At 72.7% G+C, this 26,615-nt stretch carries 28 protein-coding genes; 11 read left to right on the forward strand and 17 right to left on the reverse strand.

The features are described from left to right. Positions 1-73: 73 nt before the first annotated feature. Both ACFYP3_RS29600 and ACFYP3_RS29605 read right to left on the reverse strand, forming a co-directional pair. Positions 74-1,642, reverse strand: a complete 1,569-nt coding sequence (locus ACFYP3_RS29600) for an alkaline phosphatase D family protein (protein ID WP_388838962.1) — start codon at positions 1,640-1,642, stop codon at positions 74-76. A 190-nt stretch (positions 1,643-1,832) separates the two neighbouring features. Continuing rightward, on the reverse strand, positions 1,833-2,684 hold the full coding sequence (locus tag ACFYP3_RS29605; protein ID WP_388838965.1) for an alpha/beta fold hydrolase: 852 nt from the start codon (positions 2,682-2,684) through the stop codon (positions 1,833-1,835). Positions 2,685-2,984: 300 nt separating this feature from the next. Here ACFYP3_RS29605 and ACFYP3_RS29610 point away from each other — a divergent pair, with 300 nt between their 5' ends. Continuing rightward, positions 2,985-3,755: a GntR family transcriptional regulator gene (locus ACFYP3_RS29610; RefSeq protein ID WP_388838968.1), complete on the forward strand. Its 771-nt coding sequence runs from the start codon at positions 2,985-2,987 to the stop codon at positions 3,753-3,755. A gap of 73 nt (positions 3,756-3,828) precedes the next feature. On the opposite strand, the gene ACFYP3_RS29615 is transcribed toward ACFYP3_RS29610, so the two are convergent. From ACFYP3_RS29615 to ACFYP3_RS29625, 3 genes are all read right to left on the reverse strand, one after another. Beyond that, entirely contained in the window at positions 3,829-4,983 is a 1,155-nt protein-coding gene (locus tag ACFYP3_RS29615) for an ROK family transcriptional regulator (protein ID WP_388469996.1), read from the reverse strand. Positions 4,984-5,082: 99 nt separating this feature from the next. Next, the gene (locus ACFYP3_RS29620) at positions 5,083-5,733 is read right to left on the reverse strand and encodes a response regulator transcription factor (RefSeq protein WP_030711480.1); all 651 of its coding nucleotides are present in this window, start codon (positions 5,731-5,733) and stop codon (positions 5,083-5,085) included. Positions 5,734-5,737: 4 nt separating this feature from the next. Beyond that, entirely contained in the window at positions 5,738-6,913 is a 1,176-nt protein-coding gene (locus tag ACFYP3_RS29625) for a sensor histidine kinase (protein ID WP_388838972.1), read from the reverse strand. A gap of 108 nt (positions 6,914-7,021) precedes the next feature. On the opposite strand from ACFYP3_RS29625, the gene ACFYP3_RS29630 reads away from it, so the two are divergent. The 3 genes from ACFYP3_RS29630 to ACFYP3_RS29640 are packed head-to-tail and all read left to right on the forward strand — an operon-like array spanning position 7,022 to position 9,193. Further along, complete coding sequence (locus tag ACFYP3_RS29630; RefSeq protein ID WP_388838975.1) at positions 7,022-7,933, forward strand: ABC transporter ATP-binding protein; 912 nt, start codon at positions 7,022-7,024, stop codon at positions 7,931-7,933. 32 nt (positions 7,934-7,965) lie between these two features. Continuing rightward, positions 7,966-8,715 carry an ABC transporter permease subunit gene (locus ACFYP3_RS29635; RefSeq protein ID WP_388838978.1) on the forward strand — a complete coding sequence of 250 codons (750 nt, stop codon included), beginning with the start codon at positions 7,966-7,968 and terminating at the stop codon, positions 8,713-8,715. A gap of 40 nt (positions 8,716-8,755) precedes the next feature. Then, positions 8,756-9,193, forward strand: a complete 438-nt coding sequence (locus ACFYP3_RS29640) for a hypothetical protein (protein ID WP_388838981.1) — start codon at positions 8,756-8,758, stop codon at positions 9,191-9,193. A gap of 59 nt (positions 9,194-9,252) precedes the next feature. Here ACFYP3_RS29640 and mug read toward each other — a convergent pair whose 3' ends face one another. The 5 genes from mug to ACFYP3_RS29665 all read right to left on the reverse strand — a co-directional run bounded on the left by mug (position 9,253) and on the right by ACFYP3_RS29665 (position 14,514). Then, positions 9,253-9,807: a G/U mismatch-specific DNA glycosylase gene (gene mug / locus ACFYP3_RS29645; RefSeq protein ID WP_388839037.1), complete on the reverse strand. Its 555-nt coding sequence runs from the start codon at positions 9,805-9,807 to the stop codon at positions 9,253-9,255. Further along, positions 9,804-11,237, reverse strand: a complete 1,434-nt coding sequence (purB, locus tag ACFYP3_RS29650; RefSeq protein WP_388838984.1) for an adenylosuccinate lyase — start codon at positions 11,235-11,237, stop codon at positions 9,804-9,806. Before purB ends, mug begins: the two co-directional genes overlap by 4 nt. A 71-nt stretch (positions 11,238-11,308) precedes the next feature. Then, a complete protein-coding gene (locus ACFYP3_RS29655; protein WP_388838987.1) occupies positions 11,309-12,091 on the reverse strand; it encodes an SGNH/GDSL hydrolase family protein in 783 nt (260 codons plus the stop codon). Between the two features lie 66 nt (positions 12,092-12,157). After that, positions 12,158-13,183 (reverse strand): hemolysin family protein, encoded by a 1,026-nt coding sequence (locus ACFYP3_RS29660; protein WP_388838990.1) that lies wholly within the window; start codon positions 13,181-13,183, stop codon positions 12,158-12,160. Continuing rightward, positions 13,180-14,514 (reverse strand): hemolysin family protein, encoded by a 1,335-nt coding sequence (locus ACFYP3_RS29665; protein ID WP_388838993.1) that lies wholly within the window; start codon positions 14,512-14,514, stop codon positions 13,180-13,182. The genes ACFYP3_RS29660 and ACFYP3_RS29665 overlap by 4 nt, the downstream gene beginning before the upstream one ends. A 206-nt stretch (positions 14,515-14,720) precedes the next feature. Between ACFYP3_RS29665 and ACFYP3_RS29670 the strand changes: the two genes are divergently transcribed. After that, positions 14,721-15,155, forward strand: a complete 435-nt coding sequence (locus tag ACFYP3_RS29670; RefSeq protein ID WP_388838996.1) for a GNAT family N-acetyltransferase — start codon at positions 14,721-14,723, stop codon at positions 15,153-15,155. On the opposite strand, the gene ACFYP3_RS29675 is transcribed toward ACFYP3_RS29670, so the two are convergent. The 4 genes from ACFYP3_RS29675 to bioB all read right to left on the reverse strand — a co-directional run bounded on the left by ACFYP3_RS29675 (position 15,127) and on the right by bioB (position 19,619). Next, the gene (locus ACFYP3_RS29675) at positions 15,127-15,813 is read right to left on the reverse strand and encodes a class I SAM-dependent methyltransferase (protein ID WP_388838999.1); all 687 of its coding nucleotides are present in this window, start codon (positions 15,811-15,813) and stop codon (positions 15,127-15,129) included. The genes ACFYP3_RS29670 and ACFYP3_RS29675 overlap by 29 nt on opposite strands. Before the next feature lie 483 nt (positions 15,814-16,296). After that, a complete protein-coding gene (bioD, locus tag ACFYP3_RS29680; protein WP_388839002.1) occupies positions 16,297-17,040 on the reverse strand; it encodes a dethiobiotin synthase in 744 nt (247 codons plus the stop codon). 1 nt (position 17,041) lies between these two features. Continuing rightward, positions 17,042-18,373 (reverse strand): adenosylmethionine--8-amino-7-oxononanoate transaminase, encoded by a 1,332-nt coding sequence (locus ACFYP3_RS29685; RefSeq protein ID WP_388839005.1) that lies wholly within the window; start codon positions 18,371-18,373, stop codon positions 17,042-17,044. Then, entirely contained in the window at positions 18,366-19,619 is a 1,254-nt protein-coding gene (gene bioB, locus ACFYP3_RS29690) for a biotin synthase BioB (RefSeq protein WP_388839008.1), read from the reverse strand. The genes ACFYP3_RS29685 and bioB overlap by 8 nt, the downstream gene beginning before the upstream one ends. 156 nt (positions 19,620-19,775) lie before the next feature. On the opposite strand from bioB, the gene ACFYP3_RS29695 reads away from it, so the two are divergent. Continuing rightward, positions 19,776-20,948, forward strand: a complete 1,173-nt coding sequence (locus ACFYP3_RS29695) for an 8-amino-7-oxononanoate synthase (protein ID WP_388839011.1) — start codon at positions 19,776-19,778, stop codon at positions 20,946-20,948. Positions 20,949-20,955: 7 nt separating this feature from the next. Here ACFYP3_RS29695 and ACFYP3_RS29700 read toward each other — a convergent pair whose 3' ends face one another. Beyond that, positions 20,956-21,177, reverse strand: a complete 222-nt coding sequence (locus ACFYP3_RS29700) for a DUF397 domain-containing protein (protein WP_376614895.1) — start codon at positions 21,175-21,177, stop codon at positions 20,956-20,958. Between the two features lie 12 nt (positions 21,178-21,189). Beyond that, positions 21,190-22,074 carry a helix-turn-helix domain-containing protein gene (locus ACFYP3_RS29705; RefSeq protein WP_388839016.1) on the reverse strand — a complete coding sequence of 295 codons (885 nt, stop codon included), beginning with the start codon at positions 22,072-22,074 and terminating at the stop codon, positions 21,190-21,192. Between the two features lie 199 nt (positions 22,075-22,273). On the opposite strand from ACFYP3_RS29705, the gene ACFYP3_RS29710 reads away from it, so the two are divergent. After that, entirely contained in the window at positions 22,274-22,729 is a 456-nt protein-coding gene (locus tag ACFYP3_RS29710; RefSeq protein WP_388839019.1) for an ATP-binding protein, read from the forward strand. A gap of 6 nt (positions 22,730-22,735) precedes the next feature. Here the strand turns inward: ACFYP3_RS29710 and ACFYP3_RS29715 are convergent, their stop codons facing one another. Continuing rightward, positions 22,736-23,128 carry a VOC family protein gene (locus ACFYP3_RS29715; protein WP_388839022.1) on the reverse strand — a complete coding sequence of 131 codons (393 nt, stop codon included), beginning with the start codon at positions 23,126-23,128 and terminating at the stop codon, positions 22,736-22,738. A 341-nt stretch (positions 23,129-23,469) separates the two neighbouring features. On the opposite strand from ACFYP3_RS29715, the gene ACFYP3_RS29720 reads away from it, so the two are divergent. From ACFYP3_RS29720 to ACFYP3_RS29735, 4 genes are read left to right on the forward strand one after another with little or no spacing between them, the layout of a single operon-like run. Further along, on the forward strand, positions 23,470-23,772 hold the full coding sequence (locus ACFYP3_RS29720; RefSeq protein ID WP_030711521.1) for an urease subunit gamma: 303 nt from the start codon (positions 23,470-23,472) through the stop codon (positions 23,770-23,772). A gap of 14 nt (positions 23,773-23,786) precedes the next feature. Further along, positions 23,787-24,098 carry an urease subunit beta gene (locus ACFYP3_RS29725; protein WP_388839025.1) on the forward strand — a complete coding sequence of 104 codons (312 nt, stop codon included), beginning with the start codon at positions 23,787-23,789 and terminating at the stop codon, positions 24,096-24,098. Next, positions 24,091-25,812 (forward strand): urease subunit alpha, encoded by a 1,722-nt coding sequence (locus ACFYP3_RS29730; RefSeq protein ID WP_388839028.1) that lies wholly within the window; start codon positions 24,091-24,093, stop codon positions 25,810-25,812. The genes ACFYP3_RS29725 and ACFYP3_RS29730 overlap by 8 nt, the downstream gene beginning before the upstream one ends. A 31-nt stretch (positions 25,813-25,843) precedes the next feature. Continuing rightward, a complete protein-coding gene (locus ACFYP3_RS29735; protein ID WP_388839031.1) occupies positions 25,844-26,518 on the forward strand; it encodes an urease accessory protein UreF in 675 nt (224 codons plus the stop codon). The last annotated feature ends 97 nt before the right edge of the window (positions 26,519-26,615 follow it).

Genomic DNA, 26,615 nt, shown 5'->3' on the forward strand with positions numbered 1-26,615 from the left:
AGCCATTTCCGGAAACGAGCAGGTGAACCCCGGGGCGCGCGCCCTACCGGCCTGTGACCTACCGGCCCGCGCCCTACTGGCTCACGCGGCCGGGCTGGAGCGTCCTGGTGAACAGTACGCCGCCGCCCTGGCGGCGCAGCCGGACCGTGAGCTCCCCGCTGCCGCCGTCGATGTCGACCTCACCGTAGTACGGAGGGTTCTCGGACGGCGACATGTTGGCGAAGGGTGCCGACTGGACGTACGCCGTCTCCGGGCCGAAGGTGGCGTCGAGCCGCCCGGCCGGGAAGCCGCCGGCGCCGATCGGGCCGGACACGAACTCCCAGAACGGCGCGAAGTCGGTGAAGGCGGCCCGCTCGGGCGCGTAGTGGTTGGCGGCGGTGTAGTGCACGTCGGCGGTGAGCCAGATGGTGCCGGTGATGCGCTGGTGCTTGATGTGGCGCAGGAGTTCGGCGATCTGGAGCTCGCGGCCCAGCGGAGCCCCCGGGTCGCCCTGGGCGACGGCCTCGAAGTTCGCGGCGCCGTCGGGGACGACGATGCCGAGCGGCATGTCGGCGGCGATGACCTTCCAGGTGGCGCGCGAGCGGGAGAGCTCGCGCTTGAGCCAGGCCAGCTGCTCGGCGCCGAGGATGCCGATGGAGTCCTCGGTCTGGGTGCCGGGGGAGTTGGCGTCCCGGTAGGTGCGCATGTCGAGCACGAAGACGTCGAGCAGCGGGCCGTACCGCATCACCCGGTACATCCGGCCCTCGGCGCGGCCGCCGCGCAGGTCGGTGACGGGGAAGTACTCGCCGAAGGCCTGGCGGGCGCGGCCGGCGAGGGTGTCGGCCTCCTTGACGGTGTAGCGGGGGTCGTCGATCAGCTGGCCCGGGTACCAGTTGTTGCGCACCTCGTGGTCGTCCCACTGGGCGAGGACGGGGACCTGGGCGTTGAAGGCGGTGAGGTTGCGATCGAGCAGGTTGTAGCGGAAGTTCCCGCGGAACTCGGCGAGCGTCTCGGCGACCTTCGCCTTCTCCTCCGTGGTCACGTTGCGCCACAGGCTGCCGTCGCGCAGGGGAACGGACTCCTTGATCGGCCCGTCGGCGTAGATCGTGTCGCCGCTGAAGAGGAAGAAGTCGGGGTTGCGCAGCCGCATCTCGTCGAAGACGCGGTAGCCGCCGAGGTCGGGGTTGATGCCCCAGCCCTGGCCCGCCAGGTCTCCCGACCACAAGAAGCGCACGTCGTGGCGGCGGGAGGCGGGTGCGGTCCGGAAGGTGCCGTGGACCGGCTCGGCGGTGCGGCGGGGATCGTCGGGATCCGCCAGCACGACGCGGTAGTGGATCTGCTGCCCGGGCGGGAGGTCGCGCAGGACGGTGGTCCCGGTGAAGTCGCTCGACGGGCCGAGCAGCGGACCGCGGTGGCGGCGTACGGCGTAGCGGAACGCCTCGCTCGGGGAGGTCTCGACGTACATCCGCGCGAGGCGGTCGGAACGGGTCCAGACGGTGGCCGAGTGGGCGGTGATCTCGCCGGACTGGACGCCCCAGAGCGCCTTCGGCCGGCCGGAGCGGGCGAAGGCGGGGGCGGCGAGTGCCGGAGCGGCGAACAGCGCGGAGGACAGGGCGAGGGAACCCCCGATGAGGGTCCGTCGGGTGTGCGGCAGCGATGCCATCGGTGCGTCTCCAGGGGCCGGCGAGGACGGGTCGGACCAGCGTGCCGTCGCACCCCGGCCCGGCCGCGTCGCCCACGCGAACCTCGGATGAACAGCCGTCAGCCGCTCATCCGTTCAGCGGCCCGGCCCGTCGTCCTGTACGTCGTCCCGTACTCCGGGAGGCGCCGCGGGTGGTCGCGCGGGCGGCCGTTCAGGCCGTCACGAGGCTCGCGCGGCGGGCCGTGTCCAGGATCACCCGGGAGACGAGCGCCGGATCGTCGTTCATCGGGACGTGACCGCAGCCCGGGAGCCGGATCAGCCGGGCTTCGGGGACGGTGTGCTTGGCGCGCACGCCCTGGCGTCGCAGCAGCAGCCGGTCGCGCGTCCCCCAGGCGATGGTGACCGGCAGACCGGGCACGTCCTCGGTGAACCGTACGGAACCGCCGGCGGCCAGGGTCTGCTCGAAACCGGTGGCATCGCGCAGGGCGAGGGTCTCCGCGACCACGGCGTCGGGCGAACGGCGGGCCGGGCGGGCGTAGATGGTGCCGGTGAGCGCGGCACGGCCGGCGGCGTTGAGTGAGAGCCGCCGTACCGCGGGCAGGGGCAGGGCCTTGGCGCCGGCCCGCATCGCGAGGAGGGCGGCGAAGGCGTAGCGGCGCTCGCCCTCCGTCCAGAACCCGGCGGGGGACAGGGCGGTGACCGAGCGGACGAGCTTGTTCCGGCCCATTTCGAGGGCGAGCAGCCCGCCGAGCGAGTTGCCCGCGACGTGCGGGCGCTCGACGCCGAGGGCCGCGCAGAGCGCCCCGAGCGCGGGAGCCACGGTCCCCAGCGTGTACGGAACCCCCTGCGGCAGGGGCTCCGAGGCGCCGAAGCCCGGCAGATCGACGGCGATCACGTCGTGCTCGACGGCCAGGATGTCGGTCACCGGCTGCCAGGCCTGGAGGTGATGGCCGATGCCGTGCAACAGGAGAATCGGTTCGCCGGAGCCCTTGCGCTCGTAGGCGACGGTGGTGGTGCGGGGGCCGAGCGGCGAATCGAACGTGAAGGAGACCGTGGCGGTCATGCTGCTGCTCCTCGTCGGTGGGACGCGTGCGAGACAGGCTGTCAGTAAGGCCTACCGCCATGATTACCGTCCGGTAGCCCTTGACTACAAGCCTTCGGAGCACACGAGAACCACGAGAACATCCCGTGAACGGCTTGATGCGTATGCCCGATCTGCCCGGCAAAGGGATGAGCATTGGTCTTGACCAAGGGGGTGCACCGTCCTATCGTCGCAGGGATAGTGCAGGAACCTTTAATAAACAAGGGCGCGGAACTGCCGCTGGAACACACGGCGAGTGCAGCGACGGCAGGAGGAGTCAGGGTGGGGACCACGCAGCTCGAAACGGCGCCGGAGCCGAAGTACTGGCACCTCAAGACCGTCCTCAGCGAGGCGCTCGACCAGGACTTCGCCGTCGGTGAGGTCCTGCCCAACGAGCGTGAACTCGCCGCCCGTTTCGGCGTCGCCCGTGCGACCCTGCGTCAGGCGCTGGAGCAGCTGGAGCTCGAAGGCCGGCTGCAGCGTCGCCGCGGAGTCGGCACCACCGTCGCCCCGCCGCGCGTGGGCGTCTCCGTCGGCACCGCGCAGCACAGTTGGCCCGGCGACGGCGCCGACGACTGGCAGCCGGTGGACGCGGCCGAGAGCGTGCCGCCCGCCGCGGTGCGCAAGCTCCTCGCTACCGGTGGGGACTTCGCCGCCGACCAGCCGGTGCACACGGTGCGCCGCACCCGGGTCGCGCAGGGCCAGGCCGTCGCCGCCGAGCTGCTCTACGTCCCGGCCGCCTCGGTGCCCGGACTCCCCGCGATCGAGGCCCCGTCCGGACCGGCCCGTGCCCGCGCCGTCCTGCGCGAGCTGCAGCGACTGGTCCTCGACGGCCAGGACCGTTCGGTGGAGCTCGGCTCCGCGCGCGCCGACGACGCCAAGGAACTGGACCGCCTGCCCGGCGCCCCGGTCCTCCTCGTCACCACCCGCTACTTCACCGCCGCGGGCACCGCCGCCGTGTCGGTGGCCACGTACCGCGCCGACACCTGCCGCCTCACCTTCGGCGACTCGGGCAACGTCGAGATCACCCACGAACCCCGCGTCGCCTCCTGACCCGCGGCCCGAGCCGGGCCGGGCCCTGGCGGCCCGGTCGGCCGCGGAGAGCCGGGGGACCGCCGGGCAGCGGTCAGCGGCGGGCCGTGACCGTCTTCTCCACGGCGAAGAGCTCCTCCTCGACGTGGTCCAGCGCGAGCCGCAGGGCGCCCGTCGCCACCGCGGCCTCGCCGAGCAGGGACTGGGCCACCCGGGGCGGGCGCAGGCAGTAGCGTTCCAGCTCCCGGCGCAGGGGTTCCAGGACCCCGTCGAGCCCGGCCGCCCAGCCGCCGACGACCACCAGCTCCGGATCCATCGCCAGGACCAGGGCCGCCACGTCGTGGACCAGCCGCTGCAGGAACCGCTCCACGGCCGCCACCGCGCGCTCGTCGCCCCGCCGGGCCATCGCGAAGACCTCGGCGACGGCGGGCTCGTCCAGGGGGTGCAGCGGCTCGCCCGTGGTGGACAGCAGCCGCTCGGGAGTGACCTCGCGGCCCAGCAGGTGCAGGGCGCCGATCTCACCGGCCGCTCCGCCGAAGCCCCGGTGCAGCCGGCCGCCGATCAGTGAGCCGGCGCCGGGACTGAGTCCGGCCATCACGAAGACCATGTCGCCGGTGTCCCGCGCGGCGCCCTTCCAGTGCTCGGCGACCGCTGCCGCGTTGGCGTCGTTCTCCACCTGCACGGGGCAGCGGAACGAGCGGCGCAGCCGCTCCCCGAGCGGCAGCCCGGTCCAGCCGGGCAGCGCCGTGCCGAGGCGGACCGTGCCGTCCGCCTCCACGATCCCGGGGCTGCCGACCCCGACCGCCCGCAGGGAGTCCCGAGGAACGCCCGCGCGGCGCAGCAAATCGGCGACGGCCGCCCGCACCCGCTCCAGCCGCTCGTCCGCGGACGCGTCCTCCGCGACGTCCTTGGTGCCGGCGCCGATGACGCGCCCGTCCAGTCCGGACAGCAGCACCGCGATCCGGTGCGAGCCGATCTCGATGCCCAGCAGGTGTCCCGCCTCGGCCCGGAAACGGAACCGCCTCGCCGGCCGTCCCTGGCGTCGCGCGCCTTCCTCCGCTTCGGCCTCGACGACGAGCCCGGTCCCGATCAGCCCCTCAACGACCCCTTCGACGGTCGGCCGGGAGAGCCCGGTCAGCCGTGTGAGGTCGGTGAGGGTCGGCGATCCGGCCGTGCGCAGCGCACGCAGCACGACGGCCGAATTGATCCGCCGGAGCAGAGAGGGGTCCCCGCCGGTCAGCTGCCCCAACGTGTGTCCTCCCAGCTAGCGAGCTTGTCAGCCGGATCGTACTGCGCCCCCGGTGCGGCGGCGAGAAGCGGCCCCCCATCGGCCGGAATCAGCTCCCCCTCAGGCCGGCGAGACGAAGCCCGACTCGTACGCCATGATCACGGCCTGGGTGCGGTCCCGCGCCCCCAGTTTCGCCAGGATCGCGCTGACGTGGGACTTGACCGTCTCCGTCCCGATGATCAGGTCGGCCGCGATCTCCACATTGGTGAGGCCGCGTGCCATGAGCCGCAGGACCGCCTCCTCCCGCTCGGTCAGCGCGGCCCGCTCCAGCACCGCCCGGGCCTTCCGGTTCCCGTACTCCGCGGCCAGGGCCCGCACCGCCGCCGGGAAGAGCAGCGTCTCGCCCTCCGCCACCAGCCGCACCGCGTGCACGATCTCCGAAGGCCTCGCCCGCTTCAGCAGGAACCCGTCGGCTCCGGCCCGCAGCGCCTGGTAGACGTACTCGTCGTTCTCGAAGGTGGTGACCACGAGGATCTTCGGCGGGGAGTCCACCGACTTCAGGACCGCACGGGTCGCCTCGATCCCGTCGAGCAGCGGCATCCGCACGTCCATCGCCACCACGTCCGGCCTGAGCTGCCGGACGAGCGGGACCACGGAGGCCCCGTCCGCGGCCTCACCCACCACCTCGATGTCGGGCTGGGAGTCCAGGACGGCGCGCAGACCCGCGCGCACGAGGGGTTCGTCGTCGACGAGCAGTACGGTAACCGGCATCCGGTCAGCGTATTCGCTCCAGCGGAAGCCGGGCGCGCACCCTCCAACTGCCCTCGTACGGACCGGTCTCGGCCTCCCCTCCGAGCAGCGCGGCCCGCTCTCGCATCCCGCGCAGCCCGCTCCCCCCGCCGTGTGTCAGGGCCGGCCCCGCCGGCAGCGGGTTGGACACCTCCAGGTCCAGACGCCCCCGGGCCATCTCGATCCTCACCCGGACGGGCACTGGGCCGCAGTGCCGCAGCACGTTCGTGAGCGCCTCCTGAAGGATCCGGTACCCCTCCCGGGTGACCGGCCCCGGCAACGTGTCGAGCGGCCCGGTCAGTTGCGCGTCCACCGCCGCGCCGGAGGCCCGGGCCGACTCCAGCAACCGGTCCGCCTCCACAAGCGTCGGCCGCTGCGACGGCCGCTGCCCGGACTCCCGCAGGACTCCCAGGACCCGTTCCAGATCCTCCAGCGCGGCCCGGCCCGTCTCCTCGATCGCGGACAGCGCCCGGTCCGTGAACTCCGGGTCGCCGGCCGCCCGGGCGGCTCCCGCCTGCACCACCGCCACCGTCAGCGCGTGCCCGATGGAGTCGTGCAGTTCGCGGGCGATCCGGTTCCGCTCCAGCAGCTGTTCGGTCCGCTCCTCCAGCGCGGTGAGCCGCTCGGCCGCCGAAGGCCCCAGCAGCCGCCGGGCGATCGCGGTGATCAGCTCCCCGAGCAGGACCACTATGGCGACGAGCAGGACCAGGGGTACCGGCACCAGCAGCGCGGCGGCCCACCGCGGGGGCGCGAAGGGAAGCATGAGGTCCCCACCCAGCGGATGCCCCATCGCGATCGAGACCAACTCGACCGTCAGGGCCGGGAGCCACACCGTCGGGACCCAGGCGCCCGCCGCGAGGACGAACCGCACCTCGAGCCACAGCAGGGTCCGCCACCGGTCGTTCCACCGCTTGGAGGGAACCGCGCTGATGGCGCTCTCCGAGCGGTCCCAGTCGTGCGGGGTCAGCAGGAACCGCGCCTGCAGCCCCTCGACCAGCCGCACCCAGGGGACCAGACCGAGCGGTGCCGCGATGAGCAGCGGAACCCACGGCATCTCGGGCCCTATGAACATCCACAGGGCCACCAGCAGGGCGGGCACGCAGAGGTGCAACCAGCGTGAGTAGGTCACCGGTTGGAGCGGGGCACGGAGCAGTCGGTACATGCGCTCATCGTGACAGCCGGCGGCCGGCGTCCGTCTCCCCCACGTGGGGGAGACGGGACCCTCGCATGGGGGAGGGAAGGGTGTGGGGCCGGCGGCGAGTCTTGAGCCATGAACAGCATCGAGATCCGCGAACTCACCAAGGCGTACGGCACCCGCCGTGCGGTGGACGGCCTCACCTTCGATGTCCTGCCCGGACGGGTCACCGGCTTCCTCGGCCCCAACGGCGCCGGCAAGTCCACCACGATGCGCCTGCTGCTGGGCCTGGACCGGGCCACGTCCGGTACGGCCACGATCGGCGGGCAGCGCTTCACCGACTTCCCCGACCCGCTGCACCGGGTCGGCGCGCTGCTGGACGCACAGGCGGCTCACGGCGGGCGTACCGCCCGGGACCACCTGCGCTTTCTCGCGGCGGCCGACCGGATCCCGATGCGCAGGGTGGACGAGGTCCTGGAGCAGGCCGGGTTGGCCTCCGTGGCCGGGCGGAGGATCAAGTCCTTCTCACTCGGCATGCGCCAGCGCCTGGGGATAGCCGCGGCGCTGCTGGGCGACCCCGGGGTGCTGCTGTTGGACGAGCCCACCAACGGCCTCGATCCCGAAGGCATCATCTGGATCCGCGAGCTGATGCGCGCCCTCGCCGCCGAGGGACGTACCGTCTTCGTCTCCAGCCATCTGATGTCGGAGACCTCGGCGCTCGCCGACCACCTGGTCGTGCTCGGCAACGGCAGGCTGCTGGCCGACACCTCGATGGAGGAGTTCATTGAGGCCCGCAGCACCCCGAGGGTGCGCCTGCGCACCTCCGACCCGGTTCGGCTGCGGGCCGCGCTGGCCCGGGACGGGTTCGAGCTGGTGACCGCGGACGACGGGCGATGGACCGTCGAGGGCATACAGGCCGAACAAGTCGGCGGCCTGGCCGCCCGAGAAGGCGTGCCCGTGCTGGAACTCGCCGACGATCGCGCCTCGCTGGAGCAGGCCTACCTGGATCTCACCGTCGACCACGCCCAGTTCACCGCAACCCGCTGATCTTCCCCTCTTCCCCACTCAGGAGGTTCGCCATGAGCGCCGCTCTGCCCACCCTGCCCGTCCTGCACTCGGAATGGATCAAGCTGCGATCGCTCCGCGGCACCATAGGCGCCTACATTGCCGTCTTCGTCGCCACCGCCGGAATACAGGCGCTCACCGCCGCGGCGATAGGCCAGTCCGACGAGGGCAGCATGGGCGACGACAGGCTCCTCGCGGCCTACTACGGGCTCAACTTCGGCCAGATAGCGGCGATGGCTTTCGGAGCGAACGCGCTGTCCGCCGAGTTCCACAACGGAGCCCTGCGCACCTCGCTGGCGGCGGTGCCGAACCGCACCCGCTTCTACCTGTCGAAGATGGCCGTGGTGGGGGCACTCGCCTTCGTGATGGGGCAGGTCACCGCCCTCGTCACCTTCGTGGCCGGCCAGTCGTTCATGGGGCCGTACGCCATGGAGTTGGGTGACCCGGGCACCGTCCGGTCCGTGTTCGGCTGCGGGATGTACCTGACGCTCATGACGCTGTTCGCCGCGGGACTGACGGCTGTCCTGCGCAGCGCGGCGGTCGTCCTGAGCCTGCTCATACCCTTCGTGCTGCTGGTGTCCTTCGTCATCGGTGCGAGTGCCGAGGGCGTCGCCCAACTCCTGCCGGACCGCGCCGGGCAGATGATGATGCGCATGGAGGCGGGTGACCTCGTCGGACCCTGGACGGGGCTCGGTGTGATGGCGCTGTGGGCGGCCGTCGCGGTCATCGGCGGGTGGGTCTCGGTGCGGCGCCGCGACGCGTGACGCCAGGCCAGTTGTCAGTGGTGGTCGGGATACTGACGGTATGACCACGGCAGAGCATCTCGACATGATCGACCGGCTCCGGGTGCGGGAGTTCCCCACCGAGCCGGTCTGGTCCGGCGGGCAGAGCAGCGGCCCGGGTTACCACCTCGTCGAGGTCGGCCGGACCGCGGACTTCCGGGAGGACGGCGGCGCGGGCCGCACCGAGGCGACCGACCAGATCAACGCCGAGTACGGGGCGCTCACCCAGTCGCTCTCCGACCGGTGGGGAGACCCCCAGGTCTTCAGCCTCGGATCGCTGCTGGAAAGGGGGCTCGACGGGGAGGAGATACCGGAGCCGTGGGACGAGCTGAGCAACAGCACCGACCACGTGCACCTGTGGCGGGCCGGCGAGCAGTGGCTGGTGGCCTACGTGGCGCAGGGGACCGAGGGGGACCCCTACCTGCTGATGGCAGGGGTCACCGTGATCGACCCGCCCTAGGTCGTCTCTTTCGGATCTTGCCGGGCGGCGCGGGCGAGGCAAGATCCGGAAGAGACGGCCTAGCCCTCGGGGAGCTCGGGAGTCTCGGCGGCGGCGCGCAGGCGGGCGTACTCCTGGGCCATGGACTCGGCGGTCCAGTGGGCGTTGAGGCCGCTCGGGTTGGGGAGGGCCCAGATGCGGGTGGAGCCGATGGTCCGCTCCTGGGGGCCGATCTGCGCCTTCCGCTCGCCGAAGGCGGTGCGGTAGGCCGTCACTCCGACCACGGCCAGCCACTGGGGGCGCAGGAGTTCCACCTTGGCCGTCAGGAGGCGGCCGCCCTCGCGGTACTCCTCGGCGCTCAGTTCGTCCGCGCGGGCGGTGGCCCGGGCCACGACGTTGGTGATGCCGAGGCGGTAGGTGAGGAGTTCCTCCTGCTCCGCCGGAGCCAGTCGGCGGGGGGTGAAGCCCGAGAGGTGCAGGACGGGCCAGAAACGGTTGCCGGGGCGGGCGAAGTGGTGGCCCGTCGCGGCGGAGAGGAGGCCGGGGTTGATCCCGCAGAACAACACACGCAGACCGCCCGCGACCACGTCCGGGAGGACGCGGTCACGGGCGGCGCTCAGCTCTTCGGGGGTCAGAGGATCGACCCCGGCGTGTACCCGGCGGCCTCCGGGTGCTGCTTGGCGATCGCCTCGATCCGGGAGACCACGGTCGCGACCTGGTCGCCCGCGGCGCCCGTGAAGGACAGCTTGTCGGCCATGAGCGCGTCGAGCTGGGCCCGGTCCAGCGGCATCCGCTCGTCGGCGGCCAGCTTGTCCAGCAGCTCGTTGCGCTCGGCGCCCTGCTCGCGCATGGCGAGCGCGGAGGCCACCGCGTGCTCCTTGATGACCTCGTGGGCGGCCTCGCGGCCGACGCCCGCCCGCACCGCGCCCATCAGGACCTTGGTGGTCGCGAGGAAGGGCAGGTAGCGGTCCAGTTCGCGGGCGACGACGGCCGGGAAGGCGCCGAACTCGTCGAGGATCGTCAGGAAGGTCTCCAGCAGGCCGTCGAAGGCGAAGAACGCGTCCGGCAGGGCGACCCGGCGGACCACGGAGCAGGAGACGTCGCCCTCGTTCCACTGGTCGCCGGCCAGCTCGCCGGTCATCGAGGCGTAGCCGCGCAGGATGACCATCAGGCCGTTCACGCGCTCGCAGGAGCGGGTGTTCATCTTGTGCGGCATCGCGGAGGAGCCGACCTGACCGGGCTTGAAGCCCTCGGTGACCAGCTCGTGGCCGGCCATCAGGCGGATCGTCTTGGCGATCGACGAGGGGGCCGCGGCCAGCTGCACCAGCGCGGTGACGACGTCGTAGTCGAGCGAGCGCGGGTAGACCTGGCCGACCGAGGTAAAGGCCTGGGCGAAGCCGAGGTGGGCGGCGATCCGCTGCTCCAGGTCGGCGAGCTTGGCGGCGTCGCCGCCGAGCAGGTCGAGCATGTCCTGGGCGGTGCCGACCGGGCCCTTGATCCCGCGCAGCGGGTAGCGGCCGAGGAGGTTCTCCAGGCGGTCGTAGGCCACGAGGAGCTCGTCGGCCGCGGTGGCGAAGCGCTTGCCCAGCGTGGTGGCCTGCGCGGCCACGTTGTGGGAGCGGCCGGCCATGACCAGCTCGGCGTGCTCAGCGGCCAGCTTGCCGAGGCGGGCGAGGACCGCCACCGTGCGGTCGCGGGCCAGCTCCAGCGAGAGCCGGATCTGCAGCTGCTCGACGTTCTCGGTGAGGTCGCGCGAGGTCATGCCCTTGTGGACGTGCTCGTGACCGGCGAGGGCGTTGAACTCCTCGATGCGGGCCTTCACGTCGTGCCGGGTGACCTTCTCGCGCTCGGCGATGGAGGCGAGGTCGACGGTCTCCAGGACGCGCTCGTAGTCGGCGAGGGCCGCGTCCGGGACCTCGATACCGAGGTCCTTCTGGGCGCGCAGCACGGCGAGCCACAGCCGCCGCTCCAGCGTCACCTTGTACTCGGGGGACCACAGGACGGCGAGCTCCGCGGAGGCGTAGCGGCCGGCCAGGACATTGGGGATGCGGGGCTTGGCAGTCACGTGGAGGGATTCTACTTGGGCTACCGCTGTGCGTTTACGCAGGTAGGGCCCCCGCTCGTGATTGTGGCTTGCTACGAGAGCGGTGCGTCCCCGTACGGCAGCAGCTCCGGGCGCTTGGCCGGGCGGCCGTCCCCGGAGGAGCGGCCCGTCAGACGGCGGCCGATCCAGGGGATCAGGTGCTGCCGGGCGAAGCTCACGTCCTGGGCCCGGCGCACCGTCCAGCCGGGGGGAGCGGCGGCGGGCAGTTCCGTGCGCCAGTCCTCCTCGGCGGGCAGCCCCAGGGTCTGCCAGACGGCCTCGGCGACCCGGCGGTGCCCCTCCGCCGTCAGGTGCAGCCGGTCCACGTCCCACATCCGCTGATCGCCGAGTGCGGAGGCCCCGTACAGGTCGACCACCAGGGCTCCGTGCCGGGCGGCGAGCTCCTCGATGATGACGAAGAGCTCCTCCATGCGCGGCCGGAAGCGTTCCATCACCGGACCGTTGCGTCCCGGGGAGCGCATGAGGACGAGGTGTTTGCAGGAGGGCGCGAGGGTCTCCACCGCCGCCTCCAGGTGGCCGCGGACCCGGCCCATGTCCACCTTGGGGCGCAGCGCGTCGTTCAGCCCGCCCACCAGGGTCACCACGTCGGCGCCCATCGCCGCCGCCACCGGGGCCTGGTCCTCGGCGATCTGGCCGATCAGCTTCCCGCGGACCGCGAGGTTGGCGTAGCGGAAGCCCGGCTCGCGCGCGGCGAGGCGGGCGGCCAGCAGATCGGCCCAGCCCCGGTAGGAGCCGTCCGGCAGCAGGTCCGACATGCCCTCGGTGAAGGAGTCGCCGACCGCGACGAAACTGGTGTAAGAGGCATTCATCTCCATGGCGGAGTGATGTTACCGCGTGGTACCCCGGCCGCGCGGGGCCGGGGACCACACCTCACGCCGGCATCAGGCGGACGCGGCCCGCCCGAACAGCTCCCTGAGCACGTCCTCCATCGTCACCAGGCCCGCCATGGCGCCGTCCTCCCCGAGCACCGCCGCCAGGTGCGTACGGCTGCGCCGCATGGCGGTCAGTACGTCGTCCAGCGGGGTGTCCGCCCGCACCTGAGCGATCGGCCGCAGCTCCGACACCGGGAACGGCTCGTTCCGAGCGTCCCCGTCCGCGTCCAGGGCGTCCTTCACGTGCAGGTAGCCCAGGATCCGGTCCTGCTCGTCGACCACGGGGAACCGCGAGTACCCGGACTCGGCCGACAGCCGCTCCAGGCCCGCGGGAGTGATGCCCAGCCGGGCCGTCACCACCCGGTCCGCGGGCAGCACCACATCGGTCACCGGTCGGCGCCCCAGCTCCAGGGCGTCGTGCAGACGCTCGCTCGCCCGGTCGTCGAGCAGACCCGCGTCACTGGAGTCCTTGACCATCCGGGCCAGGTCGTCGTCCGAGAAGCTCGCCGCGATCTCGTCCTTCACCTCCACCCGCAGCAGTCGCAGCAGGACGTTGGCGAAGGCGTTGATCGCGAAGATCACCGGCCGCAGCGCCCGGGTGAGGGCCACCAGCGGCGGCCCCAGCAGCAGCGCGGTGCGCACCGGCTCGGACAGCGCCACGTTCTTGGGCACCATTTCGCCGAAGAGCATGTGCAGGTACGTCGCCAGCGACAGCGCCACCGCGAAGGAGATCGCGTGCGTCAGCCCCTCGGGTACCCCGACGAGGTCGAACAGCGGGGTCAGCAGGTGCGCGATGGCCGGCTCGGCCACCACACCCAGCACCAGGGTGCACAGCGTGATGCCCAGCTGCGCCGCCGCCATCAGCGCCGACACGTGCTCCAGGCCCCACAGGACGGCGCGGGCCCGCCGGTCGTCCTGCTCGGCGTGCGATTCGATCTGGCTGCGCCGGACCGAGATCAGCGCGAACTCCGCACCGACGAAGAAGGCGTTGACGACCAGGGTCGCCAGGCCGATCAGCAGCTGGATGACGGTCATCGGGCCTCCTCCGTCCCCCCGGCGCGCCCGGCCGGCGCGTGCAGGAGCACCCGCGCCGCACGGCGTCCGTTGGCGTCCACCACGTCCAGACGCCAGCCGTCCAGTTCCAGCTGGTCGCCGACGGCCGGGATCCGGCCCAGCTCGGTCGCTATCAGACCGGCGAGGGTCTCGTACGGACCGTCCGGCACCCGCAGGCCGATCCGCCGGAGCTGGTCGGTGCGCGCGGCGCCGTCGGCGGAGTAGAGGAGGCGGCCGGATTCGTCCGTACCGGCCGGGGCCAGGTCCGGGGTCTCGTGCGGGTCGTGCTCGTCGCGGACCTCGCCGACGACCTCCTCGACGATGTCCTCCAGCGTGACCACGCCGGCCGTCCCGCCGTACTCGTCGATGACCACGGCCATCGTCTGCTTGCCGGACAGCCGGTCCAGCAGCCGGTCCACGGTCAGGGACTCCGGTACGAGGAGGGGCTCGCGCAGCAGCTGCGACACCGGGGTGAGGCGACGCTCCTCGGCGGGCAGCGCCAGCACGTCCTTGATGTGGACGGTGCCGACGACGGTGTCCAGGCTCCCCCGGTAGACCGGGAAGCGGGACAGGCCGGTGGCGAGCGTCGCGTTCGCCACGTCCTCGGCGGTGGCCTGCACGTCGAGGGCGGTGACCTGGACGCGCGGGGTCATGACGTTCTCCGCGGTCAGGTCGGCCAGGTTCAGGGTCCGCACGAACAGCTCGGCGGTGTCCTTCTCCAGGGCGCCCTCCTTCGCGGAGTGCCGCGCCAGGGCGACCAGCTCCTGCGGGGTGCGCGCGGAGGCCAGCTCCTCGGCCGGCTCCATGCCCAGGCGCCGCACCATGTGGTTCGCGGTGGTGTTGAGGTGACTGATCAGGGGCCGGAAGGCCCGGCTGAAGACGCGCTGCGCCGTCGCCACCCGCTTGGCGATCGCCAGCGGGGAGGAGATGGCCCAGTTCTTGGGCACCAGCTCGCCGACGACCATCAGCACCACGGTCGACACGATGGTGCCGAGGACCAGGGCGGTGGAGGAGGCGGCGGCGGCCGACAGGCCCATCGCCTCGAACGGGCCCCGGAGCAGGGTGGAGATCGACGGCTTGGAGATCATGCCGATGACCAGGCCGGTCACGGTGATGCCGAGCTGGGCGCCGGAGAGCTGGAACGTCAGCGTGCGGACGGCGGCCAGGGCACTGTCGGCCCCGCGCTCACCGCGCTCGACGGCCCGCTCGAGCTCGCTCCGCTCCACGGTCGTCAGCGAGAACTCGGCCGCGACGAAGACTCCGCAGGCGATGCAGAGCAGCAGTGCCAGGACGAGCAGGAGCACCTCGGTCATCGGTCGATCACCTCCGTCCCATGATCGGCCAGGAGGAGGGGGACCGCGCGATGTCGCGGACGGTTGTGTCGGGGACCGGGAGGCTCGCCCATGGGCGGACGCTCACACCTTTCACTCAAGAGGGACCTTTGCACACATGGTAAAGGACGGGCAAAGAGAACGGATCATTCTTTTGGTGGAGCGTGGCCGGATGATGGGATCCGGAGATGAGTGATCTTCAGATCGGACCGGCGGCGGCCGCCGACCTGGGCGCCGTGCTGGACTTCTGGAAGGCCGCCGCCGAAGGAACGAGTATCAGCGACGACCTCGCCGGGGTCGAGCGCCTCCACGAACGCGATCCGCAGGCGCTGCTGCTCGCGCGGCGTGACGGAGAGCTCGTCGGCACGGTGATCGCGGGGTTCGACGGCTGGCGCTGCCACCTCTACCGGCTCGCGGTGCACCCCGGCCACCGGCGCCAGGGCATCGGGACCGCGCTGCTGGCCGCCGCCGAGGAGCGCTTCGTCGCGCTCGGCGGACGGCGGGCGGACGCCATGGTGCTCGTCCGCAACGAGCGGGCCCACCTGACCTGGGAGGCCGCGGGCTACGAGCCCCAGGACCAATGGAGGCGCTGGGTCAAGCCTCTCGACGGGCCGACCCGATGACGCAGTAGGAGGTCGGCAGGGCCGGACCGCGCTCGGGCAGCCGCAGGGGCCGCTGCGAGACGATCCGGAAACCGGCCGCCTCGATGGCGGCGAGCGGGTCGCGCGCGGTGTGGCAGCCGCCGAAGAGGCGGGGCCAGAGGGTCCGGTCCAGGGTGCGCTGGACGGCGGCCATGCCGGGGCCGGGTGCGCGGCCGTGCTCGAAGAAGCGCAGCTCGGCTCCGGGGCGGAGCACGCGGTGCAGCTCGGCGAGGGAACGGTGCAGGTCCCGTACGGTGCACAGCACCAGCGAGGCGACGGCGACGTCGAAGGCCTCGCTCTTGACAGGGAGGGCCTCGGCGGCGGCCGGTACGACGTCCACGGGGACCTCGCAGCGGAGCGCGGCGGAGGCCGCGAGGCGGCGGAGGGTGCGTTCCGGTTCGACGGCGACGACCTCGGAGACGGCGCGGGGGTAGTGCGGGAAGTTCAGGCCATTGCCGGCGCCGATCTCGATGACGCGGCCGGAGGCGCCGTGCAGCAGCTCGCGGCGGAGGGGGGCGATGCCGGCGCGGGTCTCGACGGTTTTGCTCGCGCGGGCGTAGAAGCGGGCGAAGACCGGGTGGTGGACGGGGTCGTGGGGTGGGGCGGTGTGGGTGGGGCGGTTCTTGCGGGGGCGCGGCATGACGGACCTCCCGGGGGCGGGTGTGCGGGTACCTTCAGCGTGCCCGGTCGGCGGGGCCTCATCCCTCGCGGTTCGCCTGCCGGGGCTCGGCCCCGGGCCCCGCGCCTCAAGCGCCGGCGGGGCTGGACGAGCCGGCTGGGCTGGATGAGGTTTGCAGGGGTGGGTCGTGTGGCTGAGGTGAGAGAGCGGGGCTCTGCCCCGGGCCCCGCGCCTCAAGCGCCGGCGGGGCTGGATGAGCGGGTGGGGTGGATGAGCTGGCGGCGGTGGGTTGTGTGGCCGGGGCGGGAGATCGGGGCTCCGCCCCGGGCCCCGCGCCTCAAACGCCGGCGGGGCTGGATGGTGCCGGCGGGGCTGGTTGAGGCGGGTGGGGGTGGGGTGTGTGGCTGAGGTGAGAGAGCGGGGCTCCGCCCCTGGCCCCGCGCCTCAAGCGCCGGCGGGGCTGGATGAGCCGGCGGGGCTGGGGGCGCGGGGGCGGGGGCCGGGTCAGGCGGGGGTGAGGGTGTAGGCCGGGGGGGACCAGGTGGTGAGGAAGGACTGCGCCGACCAGGTGCCCGAGAGGGGCGGGGCCAGCCAGGTGGGGGCCGACGCGCGGAACTCGGCGGGGGACAGGGCGCCCGAGCCCTCGGGGATCGCGCCCAGCAGGGGCACGGCCGAGGACGTCGGGAGGTCCGCCAGGTTGCAGCGGGCCGCCAGGTCCGGGTTCCGCGGCCAGCTGCCGACGACCACGCCCAGCGGGGTCAGGTCGCGGGCCCGCAGGGCTTCCGCCGTGAGGGTGGTGGCGTTGAGGGTACCGAGGCCCGCCGGCGCGACGATCACGGTCGGTGCGCCGAGCAGCCGGGCCGCGTCGGCCAGGGTGTTGCCCTCGTCGTCGAAGTGCACCAGCAGCCCGCCCGCGCCCTCCACCAGGACCAGGTCGTGCGCCTCGGACAGCTGCCGCGCGGCCTCCGCGATCTGCGCCGGGGAGAGGGCCGGCAGCCCCGCGCGGCGGGCCGCCGTGTGCGGGGCCAAGGGCTCCGGGTAGCGGGCCAGTTCCACGGCGGTGACCGCGGAGCCGGCCAGGCGGACCGCCTCCGCGGCGTCCCCGGGCTCCTGCGGACCGACGCCCGTCTGCGCGGGCTTGAGCACCGCCACCGAGCGGCCGGCCGCGAGCGCGGCGGCCGCGATCGCCGAGGTGACCACCGTCTTGCCGATTTCGGTGCCCGTCCCGGACACCATCACTACGGACATCTCAGCCTTCCTGCGCGGCCGCGCACACCGCGCGGCAGATACGGGTCACATCCGCCTCGCCGGTGACGAACGGCGGCATCACATAGATCAGGTCCCGGAACGGGCGCAGCCACACGCCCTCGCGCACCGCCGCCCGGGTCGCGGCGGCCACGTCGACCTCGTGGTCCAGCTGCACCACGCCGATGGCGCCCAGGACGCGTACGTCCCGCACGCCGGGGATCGCGGCCGCGTCGGCCAAGCCTTCGCGCAGCCCGGCCTCGATCCGCTTGACGTCGGCCGCCCAGTCCTGCCCGAGGAGGAGGTCGATCGAGGCGAGCGCCACCGCCGAGGCGAGCGGGTTGCCCATGAAGGTCGGACCGTGCGCGAGGACGGGCACCTCGCCCTGCGAGATCCCGTCGGCGACCCGTTCCGTGCACAGGGTCGCCGCGAGGGTGAGGTAGCCGCCGGTCAGCGACTTGCCCAGGCACATCACGTCCGGGGTGATCCCGGCGTGGTCGGCGGCGAAGAGCGCGCCGGTCCGGCCGAAGCCCGTCGCGATCTCGTCCAGGATCAGGAGGACGCCGTACTCGTCGCACAGCTCGCGCAGCACCCGGAGGTGGGCGGGGTGGTGGAAGCGCATCCCGCCCGCGCCCTGCACCACCGGCTCCACGATGACGGCGGCCAGTTCGTCGGCGTGCGCGGCGATCAGGGACCGCAGGTGGTCGGCGTACGCCGGATCCACGGGCGTGTCGAAACCGCCGGGCGGCGCGTCCGCGAAGACCTGCCGCGGCAGGTGACCCTGCCACAGCTCGTGCATGCCGCCCTCGGGGTCGCAGACGGCCATCGGCTGCCAGGTGTCCCCGTGGTACCCGCCGCGCCAGGTCAGCAGCCGGGTCTTGCCCGCCCGGCCCAGCGAACGCCAGTACTGCAGGCACATCTTGACCGCGACCTCGACGGCCACCGAGCCCGAGTCGGAGAGGAAGACGTGCTCCAGCCCCGGCGGGGTGATCTCGACGAGCTTCGTGGCGAGCCGGACGGCGGGCTCATGGGTGAGCCCGCCGAACATCACGTGCGACATGCGGCCCAGCTGCGCGGTCACGGCCTCGTTGAGCACCGGGTGGTTGTAGCCGTGGATGGCCGACCACCAGGAGGACATGCCGTCGACCAGCTCCTCGTGGCCCTCCCCCTGGGAGGGCTCGGCGAGGCGCAGCCGCACCCCCGAGGCGGAGGCGATGACCAGCGGCTCCTGCCGCCCGGGCATCGGACCGTACGGATGCCAGACGTGCTGCCGGTCCAGTGCCAGCAGTTCCGCGCCCGACGACGGCGCGTCGAGCGGGTGGAGCCGATCAGGCATTGGGGGCGATGTCCGTTCCCGCGCCGCGGCGGCGTACGGCCACCAGCTCCGGCCGGACCTCGCCGGCCTCGGCCTGGGCCGGTACGGGCTTCGCCTCCGCCGGTCCGTGCCCGGAGCAGCCGCCGCACGCCGAGCCGCAGCCCGCCGCCTGGGCGTCGTCGGCCGGGGCCGCGCCCGAACCGCAGACCGAGGCGCCGCCGTTCGAGCCGCAGCCTCCGGTGGCGGCCGCGGCCGCCGCGTCGGAGCGGTGCGCGGGAAGGGTCGACGTACCGGCGCCCTCCACCTCGAAACCGGCGTCCGCGATCATGTCGAGGTCGGCCTGACCGGCCTGGCCCTCACTGGTCAGGTAGTCGCCCAGGAAGATCGAGTTCACCACGTGCAGGGCCAGCGGCTGCAGCGAACGCAGGTGCACCTCGCGGCCGCCGGCGAGGCGGACCTCGACGTCGGGGCAGACGAACCGCGCCATCGCCAGGATCCGCAGGCAGCGCTGCGGGGTGAGGTTCCACTCCTTGGCCAGCGGGGTGCCCTCGAAGGGGATCAGGAAGTTGACCGGGACCGAGTCCGCGTCCAGCTCGCGCAGCGAGAAGACGACGTCCACCAGGTCCTCGTCGGTCTCGCCCATGCCCGCGATCAGACCGGAGCACGCGGACAGGCCGGCGGCGTGCGCCTTCTGTACGGTGTCGACCCGGTCCGCGTAGGTGTGGGTCTTGGTGATCGCCCCGTACGTCGCCTCGGACGTGTTGAGGTTGTGGTTGTAGGCGTCCGCGCCCGCGTCGCGCAGCCGCTCCGCCTGCCCGTCCGAGAGCAGTCCGAGGCACGCGCAGACCTCGATGCCCTCGTTCTGCTCCTTGATCGCCTCGATGGTCTTGCCGACCCGGTCCACGTCCCGGTCCGTCGGCCCGCGGCCGCTCGCGACCAGGCAGACCCGCTTCGCGCCGCCCGCGACACCGGCGGCGGCGGCCTCGGAGGCCTCTTCGGGCTTCAGCCACGTGTACTTGAGGATCTCCGCCTTCGACCCCAGGCGCTGGGAGCAGTAGGAGCAGTCCTCCGGGCACAGGCCCGACTTCAGGTTGACCAGGTAGTTCAGCTTGACCCGACGCCCGAACCACTGGCGGCGCACCTTGCCGGCCGCGGCCACCACGTCGAGCAGTTCGTCGTCAGAAGTCGCCAGTACGGCGAGCGCTTCTTCGCGGGTCGGCAGCTCGCGCCGCAGCCCCTTGTCCACCAGGGTGTTCAGCAGGTCCATGCACCCGATCCTGGACCACACCACCCATCCCGGCCAAGGAGAGATCGCACAACATGGCCGGATGGGTGTGTGTGTATCACCACACCTGGCGCACAAGTCACGGCCGCTAGGGTCGGGCAGGTCTGTGGACTGCCGACAAAACACGAGGACATGCCGATGCCCCAGCACACCCCCGAGCCCGAGGATGTCTTCGCCTGGATCGATGCCGCGGAGAGCGCGCGGGAACAGGCGGGGCTGGTCCGCACGCTCCGCCCGCGGCCGCCGGTGTCGCCGCTCCTGGACCTCGCGAGCAACGACTACCTCGGTCTGTCCCGGCACCCCGAGACGATCCGCGGGGCGCGGGAGGCGGCCGAACGCTGGGGCGCCGGAGCCACCGGTTCCCGTCTGGTGACGGGGACGACGGAGCTGCACGCGGAGCTGGAGCGGGAGCTCGCCGACTTCTGCGGCTTCGAGGCCGCGCTGGTCCTCTCCTCCGGGTACGCGGCCAACCTCGCCGCCGTCACCGCGCTCGGCGACTGGGGGACGCTGGTCGTCTCCGACGCCGGCAACCACGCCTCGATCGTCGACGGCTGCCGGCTCTCGCGCGCCGAGACCGCGGTGATCCCGCACTCCGACCCGGACACCGCGCGCAAGACGCTCGCCGCGCACGACGGCCGGGCGCTGCTGGTCAGCGACTCGGTGTTCTCCGTGGACGGGGACGCCGCCCCGCTCGCCGGGTACGCCGCCGCCTGCCGCGACGAGGGCGCGGCCCTGATCGTGGACGACGCCCACGGACTGGGCGTGCTCGGCGAGGGCGGCCGCGGCGCGCTGCACGCCGCCGGGCTCGCGGGCGCGCCCTACGTGGTCGCGACGCTGACCCTCTCGAAGTCCCTGGGGAGCCAGGGCGGAGCCGTGCTCGGTCCGGCCAAGGTGATCCGACACCTGATCAACACGGCGCGCACCTTCATCTTCGACACCGGGCTGGCCCCGGCCGCCGCGGGCGCGGCGCTGGCGAGCCTGCGCCTGCTGCGGCGGGAACCGGAGCGGGCGGGCCGCGCCCGCGAGGTGGCCGACCGGCTGTACGGGCGGCTCACCGCGTCCGGCCTGACCGCTGCCCGGCCGGACGCGGCCGTGGTGTCGGTGCGGGCCCCGTCGGCGTCGGCGGCACTGCGCTGGGCCGCCGACTGCCGCGAGGCAGGTCTGTCCGTGGGGTGCTTCCGCCCGCCGTCGGTGCCGGACGGCATCTCCCGGCTGCGGCTGACCGCCCGGGCCGATCTCACGGGGGACGAGATCGACCGGGCGGTCGGGACGATCCTGCGGACCGCGCCGGCCGGAGCCACGGAACGCTAGGCCCGGGCTAGGCGCGGGCGTCCGCCCGTACGGAGGCGAGGAAGCCGTCCCAGGCCGGCCCGGTGAAGAGCACGGCCGGGCCGTCCGCCCGCTTGGAGTCGCGGACGGCCAGCAGGCCGCCGCCGAGGGCTGCCGCTTCCACGCAGTTGTTCATTCCGGTGCTGCGGCTGCTCCGCCGCCACCGCGCGCTGATCAGAAGTCCGCCGCTGGATAAGGGGGTTGCGGACACGGGGGTGCCTCCTTACGCGTCGTCAGCAAGGCTGCTGATGAGATCCGACGAGTCCTGGGGCGGGAGGGCGTGTTCCTGGATGGTGCGGAACGCGGCGCTGTACGCCTCTAGGTCTTCCTTCCGCTCCAGATAGAGGCTACTCGTCAAATGGTCGAGTACCACCACATCCAGATCAGCGATGTCCGGAAATGAAAAAATCACGAACGGTCCTGTGAGGCCGAGATGGCCGCCGACGCTGAACGGAAGCACTTGCAGGCACACTTGGGGCAGCCGGGCCACCTCCGCCAGGTGCCGCAACTGCTCGGCCATCACCCCGGGCCCGCCGATCTGCCGGCGCAGCACCGCCTCGTCCAGGACCGCGCTCAGCTCCAGCGGCGGATCCGCCCGCAGCACCGACTGCCGGGCCAGCCGTACGTCGACCAGCGCGTCCACCTTCGGCTCCGGCAGCCCGCCCAGCGCGGCCCGGGTCACCGCCCGCGCGTACCCGGCGGTCTGCAGCAGTCCGGGCACCACGGACAGTTCCACGGTGCGGGCCGACCGGGCGCCCGCCTCCAGGCTGATGAAGTCCCGGTACTCCTGCGGCAGCAGCCCCCGGTAGTCGTGCCACCACTGGCGGCCCCGCCCGGTGTCACCGGAGGGACCGGGGCCGGCGGCCGAAGCCGACAGGGCCTCCAGCAGGGCGCGCTGCTCCGGGCTCACGACCTCCCCGTAGACGTCGAGGAGCAGCCGGATGTCCTCCGGCTTCACACCGCTGCGGCCTGTCTCGATGCGGCTGATTTTCGACTGGTGCCATCCCATGATCCGGGCGGCCTCACCACTGGTGAGACCGGACCGGTCACGCAGGGCACGCAGTTCCTCGCCGAGCTTGCGCCGACGCACCGCGGGACCGTGCTGCACACCCGCCTCCCTTCCACCGGCACAGCTCGCACCAGTCTGCCGTCCAAATACGCTCTTCCGTAGCAGAGTTCACCGCATCGAGCGACAGATATATGCAGATCTTGGGGGAACGGCAGGTGCGGCGGGACGATGGGTGGCACTCTGGCGTCCAGCACAGATCCGGGGCGGATCCGCCCCGGGTGGGAAAGGGACCGTCGCCATGGCAGACCACCAGGAAGCATCCGTCACTCTGCCGAGCGATCCCGCCTCGGTCGCCGCGGCCCGCCGCTACGTGGCGGACGTGCTGACCGAATGGGGACTCCCCGAGGACGCCGAGACCGCGGACAGCGTCCGGCTGATCGTCTCGGAGCTCGCCACCAACGCCGTACAGCACACTTTCGGCCAGTCACCCACCTTCACCGTCGACATCCGGCTGGAGCGTCAGGAGTGGCTGCGCGTCGGGGTGACCGACAGCCACCCGCGCTGGCCCAGGCGGCTCCCGGCCGCCGTCCAGCAGGACAACGGCCGGGGCATGGTCATCATCCGCTGGCTCGCCGCGGAGGCCGGCGGCCGGCTCTCGGTCACGCCGACCGAGGAGGGGGGCAAGACGGTGTGGATCGCGCTCCCCTGGGCCGTCGGAGCGCCGACGCCGGCACGGAGCGCGACCGGCTGCTGACCGGGCTCAGGCGGCGCCGCGTTCCACCGCGCTGCGCTCGATGCACAGTTCGTTGCCCTCGGGGTCGGCGAGCACGACCCAGCCCATGACGCTGTCCTCGTCGCGGCGGTCGTCCACCAGCTTCGCGCCGAGCCCGATCAGCCTCTCCACGGTCTCGTCCCGGGTGCCGGTGGGCGGCTCGATGTCCAAGTGGACCCGGTTCTTGACGGACTTGGCGTCCGGCACCCGGATGAAGAGCAGTCCGGGCACCCCGGGCCGCCCCGGCTCCAGCAGGATCTCGTCGTCCCCCTCCACGTCGTCGGGGTGGATGGGGAAGCCGGTCACCGCGGACCAGAACTCGGCGACCCGGTAGGGGTCGAGGGCGTCGAAGGTGATGTGCCGGACGGGGTTGACGAACATGTGTCTCCTCGATGGGAATTCCGTATGCGAAGCCGCATGCGGAGCCGTGTGCGCACCCGTGTGCGGAGCCGGGTTCCCGAGGCGGCCGGGTTGAACCGGGTGGCTGCCCGAAACGTGGGTTAACGCAGCGGAAAAGCGCGGGCCCTAGCGTGGCGGCCACGTTCGACCGCCAATGATCACCCATGATCCGGTAAAGCGGCGGTGGTCGGGACGGAAAGCCTTCTCCTGCGTTGGGCAAGACATGCTTGGCTCGGATATGTGCAGGTCAACAAAGTGTTGACGGCGGCTACGGTCGCTCCCGGCGTGCTGTTGATCTTGTCCCGGAAACTTGGTGATGACGAGTGCATCTGACACCGCACGAGCAGGAGAGACTGCTCATCCACGTGGCTGCGGACGTGGCCGAGAAGCGAAGGGTGCGCGGGGTGCGCCTCAACCACCCCGAGGCCATCGCGCTCATCACGTCGCACATCCTCGAAGGGGCCCGCGACGGGCGGACCGTGGCCGAGCTGATGGCCTCCGGCCGCACCGTCCTGCGCCGCGAGGACGTCATGGAGGGGATCCCCGAGATGATCCACGACGTCCAGGTCGAGGCGACCTTCCCGGACGGCACCAAGCTCGTCACCGTCCACGACCCGATCGTCTGAAGAGGAGTGCCCGCATGATCCCCGGCGAGATCGCCTACGGGGACGGTCCGGTGCGCCTCAACGAGGGCCGCCCCGTCACCCGCCTCACCGTGCTCAACGCCGCCGACCGCCCGGTCCAGGTCGGCTCCCACTACCACTTCGCCGAGGCCAATCCCGGCCTCGACTTCGACCGCGCCGCCGCCCGCGGACTCCGCCTCGACATCGCCGCCGGCACGGCCGTCCGCTTCGAGCCGGGCATCCCGGTCGCGGTGGAACTCGTACCGCTGGGCGGCCTGCGCATCGTGCCGGGACTGCGCGGGGAGACCGGGGGGCCGCTCGATGGCTGAGATCTCCCGCCAGGTGTACGCCGACCTCTTCGGGCCGACCGCCGGAGACCGGATCCGGCTCGCCGACACCGACCTCTTCGTCGAGATCGAGGAGGACCGCAGCGGCGGCCCCGGCCGGGCCGGGGACGAGGCCGTCTTCGGGGGCGGCAAGGTCATCCGCGAATCCATGGGGCAGGCCCGCACCACCCGGGCGGAGGGCGCCCCCGACACCGTGATCACCGGCGTCGTCGTCCTCGACCACTGGGGCATCGTCAAGGCCGACCTCGGCATCCGCGACGGCCGGATCTGCGGCATCGGCAAGGCCGGCAACCCCGACACCATGGACGGGGTCGACCCGGCCCTCGTCATCGGCCCCGAGACCGAGATCATCGCGGGCAACGGGAAGATCGTCACCGCCGGCGCCATCGACGCCCACGTGCACTTCATCTCGCCGACCGTCATCGAGGAGGCGCTGGCCTCCGGGATCACCACCCTCGTCGGCGGCGGCACCGGACCGGCCGAAGGCACCAAGGCCACCACCGTCACGCCCGGCCCCTGGCACCTGGCCCGGATGTTCGCGGCACTGGAGGCCTACCCGGTCAACATCGGCCTCCTCGGCAAGGGCAACACCATGTCCCGCGAGGCCATGCACTCCCAACTGCGCGGCGGCGCACTCGGATTCAAGATCCACGAGGACTGGGGGTCCACCCCGGCCGTCATCGACGCCTGCCTCAGCGTCTGCGACGAGACCGGCGCCCAGGTCGCCATCCACACCGACACCCTCAACGAGGCCGGATTCGTCGACGACACCCTCGCGGCCATCGCGGGACGGACCATCCACTCGTACCACACCGAAGGCGCGGGCGGCGGGCACGCCCCCGACATCATCACCGTCGTCTCCGAGCCCAACATCCTGCCGAGCTCCACCAACCCCACCCGGCCGCACACCGTCAACACCGTCGAGGAACACCTCGACATGCTGATGGTCTGCCACCACCTCAACCCGGCCGTCCCCGAGGACCTCGCCTTCGCCGAATCGCGCATCCGGCCCTCGACCATCGCCGCCGAGGACGTCCTGCACGACCTCGGGGCCATCTCCATCATCTCCTCCGACTCCCAGGCCATGGGCCGGGTCGGCGAGGTCGTGCTGCGCACCTGGCAGACCGCCCACGTGATGAAGAAGCGGCGCGGCTTCCTCCCCGGCGACGGACCCGCCGACAACCAGCGGGCCCGCCGCTACGTCGCGAAGTACACGATCAACCCCGCCGTGGCCCAGGGACTCGCCCGCGAGATCGGCTCGGTCGAGACCGGCAAGCTCGCCGACCTGGTCCTGTGGAACCCGGCCTTCTTCGGCGTCAAACCCGAACTCGTCATCAAGGGCGGCCAGATCGCCTACGCGCAGATGGGCGACGCCAACGCCTCCATCCCCACCCCCCAGCCCGTCCTGCCCCGCCCGATGTTCGGCAGCCACGGGCGCGCCCCCGCCCTGAACTCGCTGAACTTCACCGCACAGGCCGCCCTCGACCACGGACTGCCCGAACGCCTCGGACTGGGAAAGCAGTTCACCGCCATCGAGAGCACCCGGAAGGTGGGCAAGGCCGACATGCGCAACAACGACGCCATGCCGAGGGTCACGGTCGACGCCGACACCTTCACGGTCACCATCGACGGCGAGGTCGTCGAACCGGCACCCGCGGCGGAACTGCCCATGGCCCAGCGGTACTTCCTCTTCTGATGGAGCGCCGCCCGATGAGAGGCCTGCTGCCATGAGCCTCGCCGCCCTGCTCGTCCTCGCGGACGGCCGCTTCCCCGCCGGCGGGCACGCCCACTCCGGCGGCGCCGAGGCCGCCTGCAAGGCGGGCCGGATCCACGACGCGGCCACCCTGGAGGAGTTCTGCCGGGGCCGGCTGCACACCGCCGGACTCACCGCGGCCGCGCTGGCGGCGGCCGCGGCCCTCGGGCTCGACCCGGCGGAACTCGACGCCGCCGCCGACGCCCGCACCCCCTCACCCGCCCTGCGCACCGCGGCCCGCCGGCTCGGGCGGCAGCTGCTGCGCGCCGCCCGCGCCACCTGGCCCGCACCCGAACTGGAAGCACTGGCCGCCGCCTTCCCGCGCGGCGCCCACCAGCCCGTGGTGCTCGGCGTCACCGCCCGGGCGGCCGGGCTCGGGCCCCTCGACGCCGCGCACGTGGCGGCGTACGAGAGCGTCGGCGGGCCCGCGACCGCGACCGTACGGCTGCTCGGCCTGGACCCCTTCGAGGCGAGCGGGGTCCTGGCCCGGCTCGCCCCCGAGCTCGACGCGGTCTGCGCCCGGGCCGCCGGGGCCGCGCTGCGGGCCCGGACCGAAGGGCCGGAGGCGCTGCCCGCGGCCTCCTCGCCGCTGCTGGACATCTCGGCGGAGATCCATGCCGACTGGCCGGTACGCCTGTTTGCTTCCTGACCCCCGAAGGAGATTCCCAATGATGCTGTCAAGCCGCAGTGACGGGCTCTTGAGAGCCGTCTCATGCCGCTGTGGCGGCGGGGATCGGAGCGGTCGC

Origin of the sequence: Streptomyces sp. NPDC005533 (assembly GCF_042871845.1) — a bacterium.
In the GTDB taxonomy this organism is placed as follows: domain Bacteria; phylum Actinomycetota; class Actinomycetes; order Streptomycetales; family Streptomycetaceae; genus Streptomyces.